13 protein-coding genes are annotated in these 14,581 nt (G+C 71.7%); 5 read left to right on the top strand and 8 right to left on the bottom strand.

What is annotated here, in order from left to right; genetic code table 11:
* Positions 1 to 378, bottom strand: coding sequence for a hypothetical protein (locus tag ACYVNR_RS03020; protein WP_045191153.1), 378 nt, complete (start codon positions 376 to 378; stop codon positions 1 to 3).
* 143 nt (positions 379 to 521) lie between these two features.
* Between ACYVNR_RS03020 and ACYVNR_RS03025 the strand changes: the two genes are divergently transcribed.
* Entirely contained in the window at positions 522 to 1,076 is a 555-nt protein-coding gene (locus ACYVNR_RS03025) for a dihydrofolate reductase family protein (RefSeq protein ID WP_045191154.1), read from the top strand.
* On the opposite strand, the gene ACYVNR_RS03030 is transcribed toward ACYVNR_RS03025, so the two are convergent.
* Genes ACYVNR_RS03030 through ACYVNR_RS03040 form a run of 3 tightly spaced genes read right to left on the bottom strand, consistent with a single transcriptional unit; the run spans position 1,066 to position 2,322 of the window.
* Entirely contained in the window at positions 1,066 to 1,533 is a 468-nt protein-coding gene (locus ACYVNR_RS03030) for a TIGR03668 family PPOX class F420-dependent oxidoreductase (protein WP_461046486.1), read from the bottom strand. The genes ACYVNR_RS03025 and ACYVNR_RS03030 overlap by 11 nt on opposite strands.
* A 9-nt stretch (positions 1,534 to 1,542) precedes the next feature.
* Entirely contained in the window at positions 1,543 to 2,037 is a 495-nt protein-coding gene (locus ACYVNR_RS03035; RefSeq protein WP_461046488.1) for a pyridoxamine 5'-phosphate oxidase family protein, read from the bottom strand.
* A gap of 36 nt (positions 2,038 to 2,073) precedes the next feature.
* Positions 2,074 to 2,322, bottom strand: a complete 249-nt coding sequence (locus tag ACYVNR_RS03040; RefSeq protein ID WP_045191157.1) for an SCO4226 family nickel-binding protein — start codon at positions 2,320 to 2,322, stop codon at positions 2,074 to 2,076.
* A 195-nt stretch (positions 2,323 to 2,517) separates the two neighbouring features.
* On the opposite strand from ACYVNR_RS03040, the gene ACYVNR_RS03045 reads away from it, so the two are divergent.
* Entirely contained in the window at positions 2,518 to 3,711 is a 1,194-nt protein-coding gene (locus ACYVNR_RS03045) for a glycine C-acetyltransferase (RefSeq protein ID WP_461046490.1), read from the top strand.
* A gap of 44 nt (positions 3,712 to 3,755) precedes the next feature.
* Here the strand turns inward: ACYVNR_RS03045 and ACYVNR_RS03050 are convergent, their stop codons facing one another.
* Positions 3,756 to 4,214: a pyridoxamine 5'-phosphate oxidase family protein gene (locus ACYVNR_RS03050; protein ID WP_045191159.1), complete on the bottom strand. Its 459-nt coding sequence runs from the start codon at positions 4,212 to 4,214 to the stop codon at positions 3,756 to 3,758.
* Positions 4,215 to 4,360: 146 nt separating this feature from the next.
* Between ACYVNR_RS03050 and ACYVNR_RS03055 the strand changes: the two genes are divergently transcribed.
* Together ACYVNR_RS03055 and ACYVNR_RS03060 are read left to right on the top strand one after the other, a co-directional pair.
* Positions 4,361 to 6,403 (top strand): NAD(+) synthase, encoded by a 2,043-nt coding sequence (locus ACYVNR_RS03055; protein ID WP_461046492.1) that lies wholly within the window; start codon positions 4,361 to 4,363, stop codon positions 6,401 to 6,403.
* 10 nt (positions 6,404 to 6,413) lie between these two features.
* Positions 6,414 to 6,914 carry a GNAT family N-acetyltransferase gene (locus ACYVNR_RS03060; protein WP_458803215.1) on the top strand — a complete coding sequence of 167 codons (501 nt, stop codon included), beginning with the start codon at positions 6,414 to 6,416 and terminating at the stop codon, positions 6,912 to 6,914.
* Positions 6,915 to 6,935: 21 nt separating this feature from the next.
* On the opposite strand, the gene ACYVNR_RS03065 is transcribed toward ACYVNR_RS03060, so the two are convergent.
* The 3 genes from ACYVNR_RS03065 to ACYVNR_RS03075 all read right to left on the bottom strand — a co-directional run bounded on the left by ACYVNR_RS03065 (position 6,936) and on the right by ACYVNR_RS03075 (position 11,219).
* Positions 6,936 to 7,976, bottom strand: a complete 1,041-nt coding sequence (locus tag ACYVNR_RS03065) for a zinc-dependent alcohol dehydrogenase family protein (protein WP_045191290.1) — start codon at positions 7,974 to 7,976, stop codon at positions 6,936 to 6,938.
* Positions 7,977 to 8,073: 97 nt separating this feature from the next.
* The gene (locus ACYVNR_RS03070; protein WP_461046494.1) at positions 8,074 to 10,227 is read right to left on the bottom strand and encodes a DEAD/DEAH box helicase; all 2,154 of its coding nucleotides are present in this window, start codon (positions 10,225 to 10,227) and stop codon (positions 8,074 to 8,076) included.
* A gap of 266 nt (positions 10,228 to 10,493) precedes the next feature.
* Complete coding sequence (locus ACYVNR_RS03075; protein WP_045191163.1) at positions 10,494 to 11,219, bottom strand: VIT1/CCC1 transporter family protein; 726 nt, start codon at positions 11,217 to 11,219, stop codon at positions 10,494 to 10,496.
* 93 nt (positions 11,220 to 11,312) lie between these two features.
* Between ACYVNR_RS03075 and ACYVNR_RS03080 the strand changes: the two genes are divergently transcribed.
* Entirely contained in the window at positions 11,313 to 14,543 is a 3,231-nt protein-coding gene (locus ACYVNR_RS03080) for a response regulator (protein ID WP_461046497.1), read from the top strand.
* Positions 14,544 to 14,581 lie beyond the last annotated feature (38 nt).

Below are 14,581 nucleotides of genomic sequence, written 5' to 3' on the forward strand. Positions count from 1 at the left end.
TCAGCAGAGGTTGATGCCGCCGGCGTCGAGCAGCTTCGAGACGACCTTCTCGTCCGTGATGGCCGGCACGATCCAGTCCTTGCCGGCCACGGACTTGACGCCCCTCGTGCACTCGAACGTGCTGACCCGCCGGTCGAGCTGCACGGCCTCGTCGTAGAAGGCCGCCTCGCGCGGCTTGCCGCCCGACGTGCACGTGATCTTGTGCTCCGCGAGCGAGCCGTCCGAGTCACCGCTCGGCGGGCAGACGAGCTCGGCGACGACGGCCCAGCCGGGGTGGGTGGCCGCCTCGGGCGACTGGCTCGGTGGGGTGCCACCGCAGGCGGCCAGGGCCAGGGCGCAGGCCGCAGCGGCGCAGGCAGGAGTCAGACGTCGGAGCACAGAGCGTTCCCTGAGGGTGGGGGATGGAGGGAGGGGTCGAGCGGGGTCACCGCGTCGAAAACCCGGTCAACTCTAGTCCGGCCCACGCTCGCGCCCCAGTCGAGAACGTGCTCCCGAGCGTGGGCGAGTGACACAGTCAACACATGGCGCGACTGCTCTACACCACCATCGCCTCGCTCGACGGCTACGTGGCCGACTCCTCGGGCGGTTTCGAGTGGGCGGCCCCGGACGCCGAGGTCCATGCCTTCGTCAACGACCTCGAGCGCGACGTCGGCACCTACCTCTGTGGCCGCCGGCTCTACGAGGTCATGGCCTACTGGGAGACCGCACCCACCGACGGCGACGACGTCGAGCACGACTACGCGCGCATCTGGCAGGCGGCCGCCAAGGTCGTCTACTCGCGGACGCTGGCGGAGGTGAGGTCCGCGCGCACCACCCTCGAGCGGGAGTTCGACGCGGCCGCCGTCGCGAGGTTCGTGGCCGGTTCGGACCGTGACGTCAGCATCGGCGGCCCCACCCTCGCGGTGCACGCCCTGCGGGCCGGCATCGTCGACGAGGTGGCTCTCCTGAGGGTCCCCGTCGTGGTCGGGGGCGGCACGGCGAGCCTGCCCGACGGCATACGGCTCGACCTCGACCTGCTCGACTGCCGCCGCTTCGCCGGCGGGACCACCTACGCGAGGTATGCCGTCAGGCGGTGACGGTGCCCCCGGCGTCGTGCTGCCACGACGACCACCGTGCGACGTGCACCCGCACGAACGGACCCAGCGGAGGATCGGCCGCGTACTGCGGGTACTTCGCGGCGAGGGCGTCGAGCACATCGTCGAGCACGTCGTCGGGCACATCGTCGGGCACGGCGTTGGTGCCGGACGAGCCGCCCTCCACAACGGTCGCCCGGCCGTCTGCCCGTACCCACCAGAGCCGGGTCCACTCGTCGTCGTAGTGGTCGACGAGAAGGCTGACCTGCGGGTTGGCTCGGATGTTGCGCAGGCGCCGGAGCTCCCGGGTCGACTTCGGCTTGTGGTCGACGGCGCTCCACACCTCGTCGCCGAGCACGACGAAGACGACGGGCACCAGGTGCGGGAAGCCGTCAGGACCCACCGTCGCCAAGCGGGCGACGCGAGCCGCCGCGAAGCCGTCACGCCGCTCTGGTCCCATTCCCCGACGCTACTGCGCCCCCGCAGCCCGCTCCATGGCGCGCTCGATCGCGCTGGGGAAGCGCGTCTCGAAGTCGATGATCCCCACCCAGTCCGGGGTCAGGTACACCCGGGCCATGTCGGTCGTCATGGCCCGCAGGTTGGTGAGCCACGCCGCCCCCTGCTCGGCGCCCAGGCAACGCATCGTCATCGCCTCGTACTCGGGAGCGACGCCCTCGACCACGTCGGTGCGGACGGTGCCGCGAATCAGCAGAACCTTGTAGGGCATCTCGCCGGTGTCGATGGTGGCAGCAACTCGCATGCCGTCACGCAGCGCCCGCATCTTGGGTGCGTCCGTCGGCGTTCCGAACACGAGCTCCTCCCCGTTCCAGTGGAACCCGATCGGCACCACCCGCGGCGTCCCGTCGGTCCAGGTGTACGCCAGCCGGGCCGGCAGCGGTGACTGCAGCAGCCGCTGGGCCACCTCGTCCTCGAGCAGGGCGAGGCTTCCCTGTCGCGTCGTCATGGCCTCACTCCTTCCTCCGGCCCCTGGTCGGCGGGGTCAGGCGGTGACGGTGATCTCGTGGATCTCGTCGGCGGGGTGGCCGGTGCGCTCGTGGATGCGCTTCACGGCATCCGCGCTCGGGCCCTCCGACAGGCAGAAGACGTGACCCGTGTTGGGATCGGCCCAGGCGTGCTTGAAGTTCACGCCCTCCTCGTCCTGGATGTCGAGGTCGGCCTGGTGCGCTGCCATCAGCGCCTCCGTGGTCACCCCGGGCATGTTGGTGTGCACGTCCATGAACTCAGGCATGTTCCCGCCTCACTGGCTGTGGTCCCCCGAGGAATCAGGTGTCGACCACGCTACGCCGCGTGAACGGGCTCCACGGCGGCTTCCCCGAAGTCCGTCCGAGGGGCACCCGGTGGGGGTGTCGCGTCCTCCGGGGCGGCATACGCTGGGTGCCGCCACACGCGCCCCCGCCACCCGACCGACCCGCGAAGGACACCGATGTACGGCTCAGTGAAGGACGAGATCACCGCGACGCTCCAGGAGATCCGCGACGCCGGCCTCTACAAGAACGAGCGCGAGCTGACCTCGCCGCAGTCGGCTCACGTGACGACGCTCAAGGCCGAGGCGCTCAACTTCTGCGCCAACAACTACCTCGGGCTCGCCAACGACCCCGGTGTCGTCGAGGCCTCGAAGAAGGCTCTCGACCAGTGGGGCTTCGGCATGGCCTCGGTGCGCTTCATCTGTGGCACCCAGACGCTGCACACCGCGCTCGAGGCACGCATCAGCGAGTTCCTCGGCACGGAGGCGACGATCCTCTACTCCTCGTGCTTCGACGCCAACGGCGGTGTCTTCGAGGTGCTCTTCGGCGCCGAGGACGCGATCATCAGCGACGAGCTCAACCACGCGTCGATCATCGACGGCATCCGCCTGAGCAAGGCGATGCGCTACCGCTACAAGAACGCCGACATGACCGACCTGCGCGGCCAGCTCGAGGCGGCCCAGGCGGCGGGCGCCAAGCGCAAGGTCGTCGTCACCGACGGCGTCTTCTCGATGGACGGCTCGTACGCGCCGCTCGACGAGATCTGCGACCTGGCCGAGGAGTTCGGCGCCATGGTGTTCGTCGACGACTCCCACGCCGTCGGCTTCGTCGGCGACGGTGGCCGCGGCACACCCGAGCTCTTCGGCGTCATGGACCGCGTCGACATCATCACCGGGACCCTCGGCAAGGCGCTCGGCGGCGCGAGCGGCGGCTACGTGTCGAGCCACCGAGAGGTCGTCGACCTGCTGCGCCAGCGCTCGCGGCCCTACCTCTTCAGCAACTCCGTGGCGCCGTCGGTCGTGGCCGGCTCCATGGCGGCCCTCGAGCTCGTCGAGAGCTCGGCCGAGAAGCGCGAGACGCTCAAGGCCAACACGCAGCTGTTCCACACGCTGATGACCGAGGCGGGCTTCGAGCTGCTGCCGGGCACGCACCCCATCCGGCCGGTCATGTTCCCCGGTGAGGACGGCGCCCGCCGGGCCGCCGAGATCGCCGACCACATGCTCGGCAACGGCGTCTACGTCATCGCCTTCAGCTTCCCGGTCGTTCCGCGCGGCAAGGCCCGCATCCGGGTGCAGCTGTCGGCGGCGCACTCGGAGGCCGACGTGCGCGCCTGCGTGGACGCCTTCGTCGCCGCCCGCGACGCGGTCGGCTGAGCCGGCGGTCCGGACACCCGGTGGGGTGCCCGGCGCAGCAGGTGTCAGACGGGCGGGTCGGCCGGCAGGTCCCGCAGCCAGGGCCGGCTCAGGGTGAAGCGGCGGCCGGAGATCTCGTCGACCTGGATCGCGACGACGACGGTCTTGGGTGTGCCGACCCAGGGCCGCACCGGCAGCCGCTCGGCGACGTAGGCGGCCTGCCCCTCGAGGACGTGGGCCCGGCCGCGGCAGATCACGCTCGTCGCGTGGTCACCCTTGACCTCGTCGACCTCGAAGGCGACGTCGTTGTTGGACGTCACGCCGAAGAGCTTGCTGCCCTCGGCCGTCATGAAGACGAGGCGCTCGCCATCGACCGCGTAGTTGATCGGCACGATGTGGACCTCGCCCACGAGGTGGAAGGCGAGCCTCCCGAACTCGCGCTCGCGCAGGAAGCCCCACGACTGCTCCGGGTGCAGCTCCTGGACCAGGTTGCTGTACGGGTCGGTGTGCGTGGTGTCGGACATGGTGGCCTCCTCCGGGTCGCATCGGGCGAGAGCTCGACTACTACGAATTGTAGGAGGTCTGGACCCGTCGTGCCCAGCGTCGGGCCCACCCTCGTGGCGAGGCTCGCGTCACACGCCGCGCGCACCGCGTGCGATTGACTGGGGCCATGGACTTCTACAGCTCCTACGCCCAGGGGTTCGCCCGCGTCGCTGCCTGCACCCTGCCGATCGTCGCGGTCGACCCCGAGCGCAACGCCGACGCCGTGATCGCCGAGGCCCGCGACCTCGCCGACGAGGGCGTGGCGCTGGCGATCTTCCCCGAGCTGTGCCTCTCCGGCTACGCCATCGACGACCTCTTCCTGCAGGACCCCCTCCTCGACGCCGTCGACGACGCCCTGGCCCGTATCGCCGAGGCCACCGCCGACCTCACGACGGTGCTCGTCGTCGGCGCGCCGCTGGAGAAGGGCTCGCGCGTCTACAACTGCGCCGTCGTCATCCACGCCGGGCGCATCGTCGGCGTCGCGCCCAAGTCCTACCTGCCCACCTACCGCGAGTTCTACGAACGGCGGCACTTCGCGCCCGGTGACGACCAGCGCGGCCAGACGATCGACGTCGCGGGCGACCGGGTGCCCTTCGGGCCCGACCTGCTCTTCAAGGCCACCGACGTGCCCGGCTTCGTGCTGCACGTGGAGGTCTGCGAGGACATGTGGGTGCCCGTGCCGCCGAGCCACGAGGCCGCCCTGGCCGGCGCGACCGTGCTCACCAACCTGTCCGGGTCGCCGATCACGGTGAGCCGTGCAGAGGACCGCCACCTGCTCGCCCGGAGCGCCTCGGCCCGCTGCCTCGCCGCCTACCTCTACGCCGCCGCCGGTGAGGGCGAGAGCTCGACCGACCTGTCGTGGGACGGCATGACGATGGTCTACGAGAACGGCGCGCTGCTCGGCGAGAGCGAGCGGTTCCCCGAGGGGCCGCGCCGGTCGGTCGCCGACATCGACCTCGACCTGCTGCGCCAGGAACGGCAGCGGCAGGGCACCTTCGACGACAACCGGCGCACGCTCGCCGGCCGCACGGGCGAGTTCCGCACCGTCGAGATCGAGCTGTCGCCGCCCGCCGGCGACATCGGCCTGCTCCGCAAGGTCGACCGCTTCCCCTTCGTGCCCGACGACGAGGCCCGGCTCGCGCTCGACTGCTACGAGGCGTACAACATCCAGGTCTCGGGCCTCGAGCAGCGTCTTCGAGCGATCGGCCAGCCGAAGGTCGTCATCGGCGTCAGCGGCGGCCTCGACTCGACCCACGCGCTCATCGTCGCGGCCAAGGCCATGGACCGGCTCGACCGCCCCCGCAGCGACATCCTCGCCTTCACGATGCCCGGCTTCGCGACGAGCGACCACACGAAGAGCAACGCCATCGCCCTGATGGAGTCGCTCGACGTCACGTGGGAGGAGCTCGACATCCGCCCGGCCGCCACGCAGATGCTCTCGGCGATGGGCCACCCGTTCGGCCGGGGCGAGGAGGTCTACGACGTCACCTTCGAGAACGTGCAGGCCGGGCTGCGCACCGACTACCTCTTCCGCATCGCCAACCAGCGCGGTGGCATCGTGCTTGGCACGGGCGACCTCTCGGAGCTCGCCCTCGGCTGGTGCACCTACGGCGTCGGCGACCAGATGAGCCACTACGGCGTGAACTCCGGCGTGCCGAAGACCCTGATGCAGCACCTCATCCGGTGGGTCGTCTCCTCCCGCCAGTTCGACGAGGAGGTCGCCGGCACGCTGACCTCGATCCTGGACACCGAGATCAGCCCCGAGCTCGTGCCGGCCAGGGACGGCGACAAGCCACAGAGCACTCAGGCGATGATCGGGCCCTACGCCCTGCAGGACTTCACGCTCTTCCACGTGCTGCGCCGCGGCTACCGGCCGTCCAAGATCGCCTACCTCGCGTGGAACGCGTGGCGTGACAGCGAGGCGGGGGAGTGGCCCGCCGGCTACCCGCAAGCCGAGCGGACGGCATACGACCTCGCGACGATCCGGCACTGGCTGGAGGTCTTCGTCAAGCGCTACTTCGCCAACCAGTTCAAGCGTTCGGCGCTGCCGAACGGGCCCAAGGTCGTCGCCGGGGGCTCGCTCTCGCCGCGCGGTGACTGGCGTATGCCGTCCGACGCGACCTCGGTGACGTGGTTGAGTGAGCTCGACGCGAATGTGCCTGAGAGATGAGGAAACCCGAGTGGCAAGTGCAGTGACGGTCCGTGACTACGCCGACGCGGACTGGGCGCAGGTGTGGCCCATCATCGAGCAGGTCGTGCGTGCTGGAGACACCTTCCCGTTCCCCGTCGACCTGTCCGAGTCGGACGCCCGGGCCATCTGGCTCGAGAACGGCCCCGGCGGGCGGGCGAGCGTCGCGGTCGACGGCGACCGCGTGCTCGGCACTGCCAAGATGGGGCGCAACCGTCCGGGCCCGGGTGCGCACGTCTCGACGGCCAGCTACATGGTCGCCCCGGACGCCCGTGGTCTCGGCGTCGGCCGAGCGCTCGTCGTCGACTCGATCGAGTGGGCACGCCGGTCCGGTTTCGCCGCAATGCAGTTCAACGCCGTGGTGGCGACGAACAAGAGCGCGGTGCGGCTCTACGAGAGCCTCGGTTTCACCGTGATCGGCACGGTGCCGAGGGCCCACCAGCTGCCGGACGGCGAGCGGGTGGGCCTCAGCATCATGCACCTCGACCTCTGAGCCGACGCGTGCGGCAGGGACTCAGCCGGTCAGCACGACCTTGAGCGCGCCGGTCTCGGCCGCGCGGGCGAACGTGTCGTAGGCGTCGAGGAAGTCGGCCATCGCGAAGCGGTGCGTCACGAACCGCGCCAGGTCGACCTGGTGCGTCGCCAGCAGCCGCAGCAGGGTCGGCGTCGAGTAGGTGTCGACGAGGCCCGTCGTGATGGTCACGTTCTTGATCCAGAGCTCCTCCAGGTGCAGGCTGGCCGGACCGCCGTGGACGCCCACGTTCGCGACCGTGCCGCCGGGGCGCACGAGGGCGGTGCACTGCTCGAACGTGGCCGCCACCCCGACCGCCTCGATCGCCACGTCGGCGCCCAGTCCCTGCGTCAGGGCCCGGACCACCGAGACGGCGTCCTCGTGGGAGGGGTTCACCGTGACGTCGGCACCGAACTGCTTGGCCGCCTCCAGCCGGGCGTCGGCCAGGTCGATGGCCACGACGTGCGCGGGGCTGAAGAGCTTGGCGCCCATGATGGCGGAGAGCCCGACCGGGCCGGCGCCCACGACGGCCACGACGTCGCCGGGACGCACCCGGCCGTTGAGCACCCCGACCTCGTAGCCCGTGGGCCCGATGTCGGCCAGCATGAGCACCTCCTCGTCGGTCACGCCCTCGGGGACGGCGTACGTCGACGTGTCCGCGAACGGAACCCTGACGTACTCCGCCTGCGTGCCGTCGATCTTGTGGCCGAGGATCCAGCCGCCACCGCCGATGCACTGGCCGTAGCTGCCGTCGCGGCAGTAGCGGCACGCACCGCACGCGGTGATGCAGGAGACGAGCACGCGGTCGCCCGGCTTGACGTTCTTGACGCCCGGCCCCACCTCTTCCACCGTGCCGACCGCCTCGTGCCCGAGGATCCGGCCGTCGGTGACGGCGGCGACGTCGCCCTTGAGGATGTGCAGGTCGGTGCCGCAGATGGTCACGGTGTCGACCTTGACGACGGCGTCGGTGTCGGCCTGGACGGTCGGCTTCGGCACCTCTTCCCAGGCCTTGTGGCCCGGGCCGTGGTAGACGATCGCGTGCATGGTGGTGCTCATGTCTCCTCCTCGAGGCCGCGGGGTAGCGGCGCGTCACCAGTCCATCGCCGGGACCGGTGCGGAGGTAGGGCCGTACGTCCCGGAGTCAGACCTCGGCGAGCGAACGTCGCAGCAGCTCGACGAGCGCGTCGAGCTGGACCGTGTCGCCGCTCGCCACGTCGACGTCCGAGCCGTCGAGCGCGCGCGCCGCGAGGCCCTGCTTGGCGTCGATGAGCTCGGCGATGCGCGAGTCGATGGTGCCGGCGGCGAGCAGGCGCCAGGCGGTGACCGGCTCGTCCTGCCCGATGCGGTGCACACGGTCGATCGCCTGCTGCTGCTCCGCAGCCGTCCACGACAGCTCGGCGAGCACGACGTTGGACGCGGCGTGGAGGTTGATGCCGACGCCGGCCGCGAGCAGCGAGCAGACCGCGACGGAGACCTCGGGGTCGTTCTGGAAGCCGTCGATGGCGTCGGTGCGCTGCTTCGTCGTCTGCTCGCCGCGGATCGACACCGTGCGCAGACCCGCCTCGGCGAGCACCTGCTCGGCGGTGTCCATGACGTCGATGTGCTTGGCGAAGAGCACGACCTTGCCGACCGAGTGAGACAGCTGCGCCGCGTAGTCGGCCGCGAGGCGGGCCTTGGCGTGCCCGATGCGGCGCACGAGGCTGAAGACGCTCTCGGTGCTCTTGCCGTCGGACTTCTCGCCGGAGCCGGCACGCAGCTCGCCCGCGGCGACCCGGCGCATGAGCGCCTCGTCGGGCTCGCCCGGGATCTCGGTCGCGTTGGCCTCGGCCAGGAAGGCGCGGTAGCGGCGGGCGAGCTTGTCGCCCAAGGCCTTCTCCGCCGCGCGGATCGAGCGACCGAGGTCGTCGTCGAGCTCGACGGTGATGTCGGCGATGCGCTTGTCGGGCAGGTCCTTCGCCACGTCGACCTTGCGGCGGCGCACGATGCCCTGGTCGATGACGACCTGGCGCGCCTCGGGGTAGAAGCCGCGGTCGGCGGGGGTGAGGCCGATGCCGTCGAGCTCGCGCACGATCTCGGGGGCCGGCTTCCCGTCCTTGATCCAGCCGAGGAAGCGCCAGATCGCGTCGAAGTCCTTGACGTCGTTGATGAGCGGCGTGCCGGTGAGGGCAATGAGCAGCGGGTTGCCGCCGGGTGTCGTGGCTCGCAGCCGGTCGCCGAGGGCGAGCACCTGCTGCGACCGCTGCGAACCGAGGTTCTTGATGAAGTGGGCCTCGTCGACGACCATCGAGCGGAAGCCGAAGCTCGACAGCCAGCCGAAGTGCCGGTCGAGGATCTCGTAGTTGACGACGAAGACGTCGGCGAACGCGTCGACGTCGTTGCCGTCGCCGTGGATGACCGTGACCCGGCGCTGCGGCGTCCACCGCTCGACCTCGCGGGCCCAGTTGATCTTCACGACGTTGGGCACCACCGCGAGCATCGGGTAGGCGTTCGCGATCGAGGCGGCCATCACCGACTGCGCCGTCTTGCCGAGGCCCGGCTCGTCGGCGAGCAGGAAGGTGCGGTGGCCCTCCTGCACGCTCTGGAGGAAGCGCGACTGGTGGACCATGAGCTGCGACCCGGGCGGTGAGAACCGGTCGATCTGCGGCTTCGGCGGCAGCTCCATCGAGGCGGCCTCGCCGCCGGCGCCCTGCTCGAAGGCGCGGTAGAGCGGGCTGAGCAGGTCCCAGCCGGCGAGGCGGCCGGGCAGGTACTCCTGCTGGGCCCGGCCGAGGTCGGGCGTGAGGAACGGGTTGGCGAGGGCGCGCGACGGCACCGACTGGGGCGTGACCTGGCGGGCGGCGATCTGCGGGGGCACGACGGGCCGCGGCGGCTCCGGCGCCTGGATGACGAGGTCCTCCTCGGCGAGCTCGGCGCCGGACTCGAGCAGCCAGTCGCGGCGCATCTGCTGGGCCGCCGGCCCCGGCTTGGCGTTCGCGTCGAGCAACGTCAGCAGGCTCGTGTCGCGCGCTGCGATCTGGGCGAGGATCGTCGCGATGCCGTCGAGGCGCTTGAGCAGGTCGGCGCGGGTGCCGCCGGGGATCGTCGCGTCGTCGCGCACCCGGGCCCGCTCGGAGCGCATGAGCAGGGCGACGACCAGGAACTTGGTGCGGTTCGTCGGGCTGGCCTTGCCCTTGCTCGACACCCGGGACTCGACCTCGCGCACCCTGCGGGCGAGCACGGGGATGAGCGGTGCGGGGTCGTCCTTGCGCTGGTTCTGGCCCTGGCCGTCGGGTCGGCGGCGGACGCGCGTTGCCATGTTCCTCCTGATGACGCGGCGGACGCGGGTCCGATGCCCGGAACGGCACCCTCACCCCAAGCTCGAACGGGTGACGCGGTGTCGGCGGCGGACTCGGCCCGAGTCCCGGTGGACGCGCCGTCGCGCGCCCGACGTCCCCGGCCGGCATACGGCATCGGCCCAAGAACGGGCCGCTGGAGACAGATCGACTCTACAGCCCGCCGGGCGTGGTCGGTGCCGTATGCCGCGTGCGTCGTCCCAGCGGGGCCGTCGAGGGCCGGGCTCGCTCAGCCCAGGCTGACCCCGACGAGCGCGCCGATGGCGTACGTGACCGCCATGGCGGCGAGCCCGCCGGCCACGTTGCGCGCGATGGCGCGCGGCACCGGGCTGCGGCCGAGCCGGGCGCTGACCCAGCCGGTCAGCGCGAGGGCAGCTGCCACGCTGATGACGGTGACGTGGATGCGGACGCTCTCGGGGCTGAAGGTGATCGTCAGCAGCGGCAGGAGCGCGCCGACGACGAACGCCACCATCGAGGCGCCGGCGGCGTGCCACGGGCTCGTGAGGTTGTCGGGGTCGATGCCGAGCTCGGCCTCGGCGTGCGCCGCCAGGGCGTCGTGCGCGGTGAGCTCGCGCGCCACCTCGACCGCCAGCCCCCGGCTCATGCCCTTGGCCTCGTAGAGCTGGGTCAGCTCCTCGAGCTCGCCGTCGGGGTCGTCGTGCAGCTCCTGCTTCTCGAGCTTGATGAGCGCGCGCTCGGAGTCGCGCTGGGTGCTGACGGAGACGTACTCGCCGGCAGCCATCGACATCGCGCCCGCCGCCAGTGCGGCGATGCCGGCCAGGATGATCGCCGCCCGGTCGTCGCTCGCGCTGGCGAAGCCGACGACGACGCCTGCCGTCGAGACGATGCCGTCGTTGGCGCCGAGCACACCGGCCCGCAGCCAGTTGAGGCGGGCGCCGACGCTGTCGTCGTGCGGCTCTTCGCGGGCGTCGAGGTCGCCGGGAGGCTGGGTCACGCGGGCTCCGATCGGAGAGGAGAGGTCGACCCGATCGTAGGTGCGCGGCGTGACTTCCGGGCGAGCGGCCCCGGAATGGGCGAGGATCTGGGCATGTCGGGAATTCCGGACGAAGACGGCACGGTGGGGGAGGAGCTCTTCCGCTGGATGGTCGCCGCGTCCCCCGACGGGCTGTGGGTCTTCGACGAGGACGGCCGCACGCTCTTCGCCAACGCCCGGATGGCTCAGCTGCTCGGTCGCGACCCCGACGAGATGGTGGGCTTCTCGGTCTTCGAGGCCGTCGACGACGTCGGCAAGGTGCAGTTCCGCCGGCACCTCGACGAGCTCGCGACGCGCGGCGAACCGGGCGACAACCTCGAGCGCAGCCTGCTCGACTCCCGCGGCGAGCGGTTCTGGGCCCTGGTGTCGCACACGCCGCTCGTCGACGAGTCGGGCCGCCGGCGCGGCTGGATGCACCGGGTCAGCGAGCACAGCGCCCAGCGCAAGCTGCTCGAGCAGCTCGCCGAGGCGCAGGCGATCGCGAAGATCGGCAGCTGGGAGTGGGACGTCGGCAGCGACCGCGTGTCGTGGTCCGACGAGCTCTACCGCATCTACGGCATGGACCGCAGCGAGCTCGCGCCCACCTACGAGGGCTTCCTCGCCCGCATCCACCCCGACGACCGCGACCACGTCGCCGCGACGGTCGGTGCGGCCGTCACCTCCGAGGACTCCTTCGAGTTCGACGCGCGGGTGCTGCGCACGGGCGGCGAGACCGGCTGGATCCGCGGTCGCGGGCTCGTCACGCGCGACCCCGAGGGCAACGCGATCCGGATGGGTGGCACCGCGCACGACATCACCGAGCAGAAGGACGCCGAGCAGGCCCTCGGCCTGGTCACGGCACTCGCGACCGCAGCCAACGAGTCGGCGACGCTCGACGAGGCACTGCCCGCCGTTCTCGTCGAGGTGGCCCGGCACACGACGTGGCGGCCGGTGCTCGCGACGGTCCTCGACGCGGAAGGTGCGCTCGGGTCGCCGATCGTCGCGCCCGACGGCACCGAGGTGAGCACGCTGCAGGTCGAGGTCGGCATGGAGTTCGCGGCGCGGGCCGCCGCCGACCGCACCGTCGTCGCCGACGCGTCGCCCGCGGGGTCCGTCATCGTGGCCGTGCCGGTCATCGCCGAGGACCGCGTCGCCTGCGTCGTCGTGCTCGACATGCGCAGCACCGCGCCGCCCGTCGCGTCCGACGCCGCGACGATCACGCAGCTCACCGCCCTCTTCGCCCGGGTCGCCGACCGCGAGTGGACGGCGCAGCGGCTCGCCGACGCCCGCGACGCCGCGATGGAGGCCTCGCGCGCGAAGTCCGAGTTCCTCGCGACGATGAGCCACGAGATCCGCACGCCCCTCAACGGCGTCATCGGCCTCTCCGAGCTGCTCGGCCGCACCGAGCTGACCCCGCACCAGCGGCGCCTCTCCGACGGCATCGACCAGGCGGGACGCGTCCTGCTCGAGCTCGTCAACGACATCCTCGACCTCTCCAAGATCGAGGCCGGGCGGCTCGAGCTCGAAGCGGTCGACTTCGACCCGGCCGCGGTGCTCGAGCGTGGGGTGGCGCTGCTCGCCGAACGGGCCCGCGCCAAGTCGCTCAACCTGTCGGTGACCCACTCCGCCGACGTGCCACTGATGGTCTCGGGCGACCCGGTGCGCTTCGGGCAGGTCATCGCCAACCTCACCACCAACGCCGTCAAGTTCACCGACACGGGCAGCGTCTCGGCGCACCTGTCGCTCGAGCGCCAGACGGCCGCCGGTCCGGTCCTGCGCGTCGAGGTCACCGACACCGGGCCCGGCATCTCGCCCGAGGTGCGCTCGCGGCTCTTCGAGTCCTTCTCGCAGGGCGACTCGTCGACGACGCGTGAGTACGGCGGCACCGGTCTCGGTCTGGCCATCAGCCGGCAGATCGTGACGGCCTTCGGCGGCGAGATCGGCGTCGTCAGCGAGCCGGGCCGGGGCAGCACGTTCTGGTTCACCGCCGCCTTCGCCACCCGGACGACAGGTGGCCTCGGCCGCACCGAGTCGCAGGTCGCGGCCGTGTCGGGCCTGCGTGCGCTCGTCGTGGGCGCCAACGCGGACCACCGCCGACGCGTCGAGGAGCAGCTGGCCGCCTGGTCGATGTCGGTGACGGCCGCGAGCACGGGTGTCGACGGGCTCGTCGAGCTCGACCGGGCCGAGCGAGGCGGCTCGCCGGTCGACGTCGTGGTGCTGGACGACCCCGGCACGGGCGTCGGGGGGCTCGAGGTCGCGCGGCTGATCCGCTCCGACGAGCGCTTCGCGGGCGTACGCGTCGTGCTCGTGTGTGCCCACGTGCCACCACCCGATGCGACGACCCTGACGGACTCGGGCGTCGACTCGACGCTCACCGCGCCGGTCATGCCGTCGGCGCTCTTCGACACCATGTCCGACGTCGCGGGTCGCGACCTGGTGCTCCCCGACGACGTCGGACACGGTGTCGGGGTCGCGGGTGCCACCGCCGTCGTGGTGCCGTCCGGGGCCGACGGACCCCTCGGAACCGTCCTCGTCGTCGAGGACAACGAGATCAACCAGCTCGTCGCCAAGGGCATCCTCGAGAGCCTCGGGTATGCCGTGGTGCTCGCCGGCAACGGCGTCGAGGGGGTGGCCGCCCACCGACACCACGGCGATGACCTCGCGGCCGTGCTCATGGACTGCCAGATGCCGCAGATGGACGGCTACGAGGCGACGCGCGAGATCCGCGCGCAGGAGCCGGACGGCCGGCGGCTGCCCGTCATCGCGATGACGGCGTCGGCGATCGCCGGAGAGCGCGAGCGGTGCCTGCAGGCCGGCATGGACGACTTCCTGACCAAGCCGATCGACGTCGCCCTGCTCGCCTCGACGCTGCAACGCTGGACCGGTGGGGCACACCGGGCCCAGCCGCAGACGCCCGTGACCCCGGCCGTGCCGGAACCTTCGACACCCCCGGTGCTCGACGACCGGAGGCTCGCCGAGCTGCGCGACCTCGAGCCCGGTGACCCGTCGCTGCTGCTGCGGTTCATCGACCGCTTCGGCGAGGGAGCCCGCCAGCGCGTCACCGACCTGCGCGCCGCGCACGCCGAGGGTGACGCGGAGAGCCAGGGCCGGATCGCGCACGGGCTGAAAGGGTCCGCCTCCAACCTCGGCGCCGCGGTGCTCGCCGACGTGTGCAAGCAGGTCGAGGACCTCGGAGCCGCCGGGCGCCTCGCCGACGAAGCCCTCGTCGCCCGGGTCGAGGACGAGGTCGGCCGGGCGACGAGGGCGCTCGAGGGTTACGCCGCGGGGCTGCGCGCGACGCGCTGAGCCGTCGAGTGCCCAGTTTCCGACGGCCCCACCTCGTC

It is taken from the genome of Terrabacter koreensis (genome assembly GCF_054783315.1).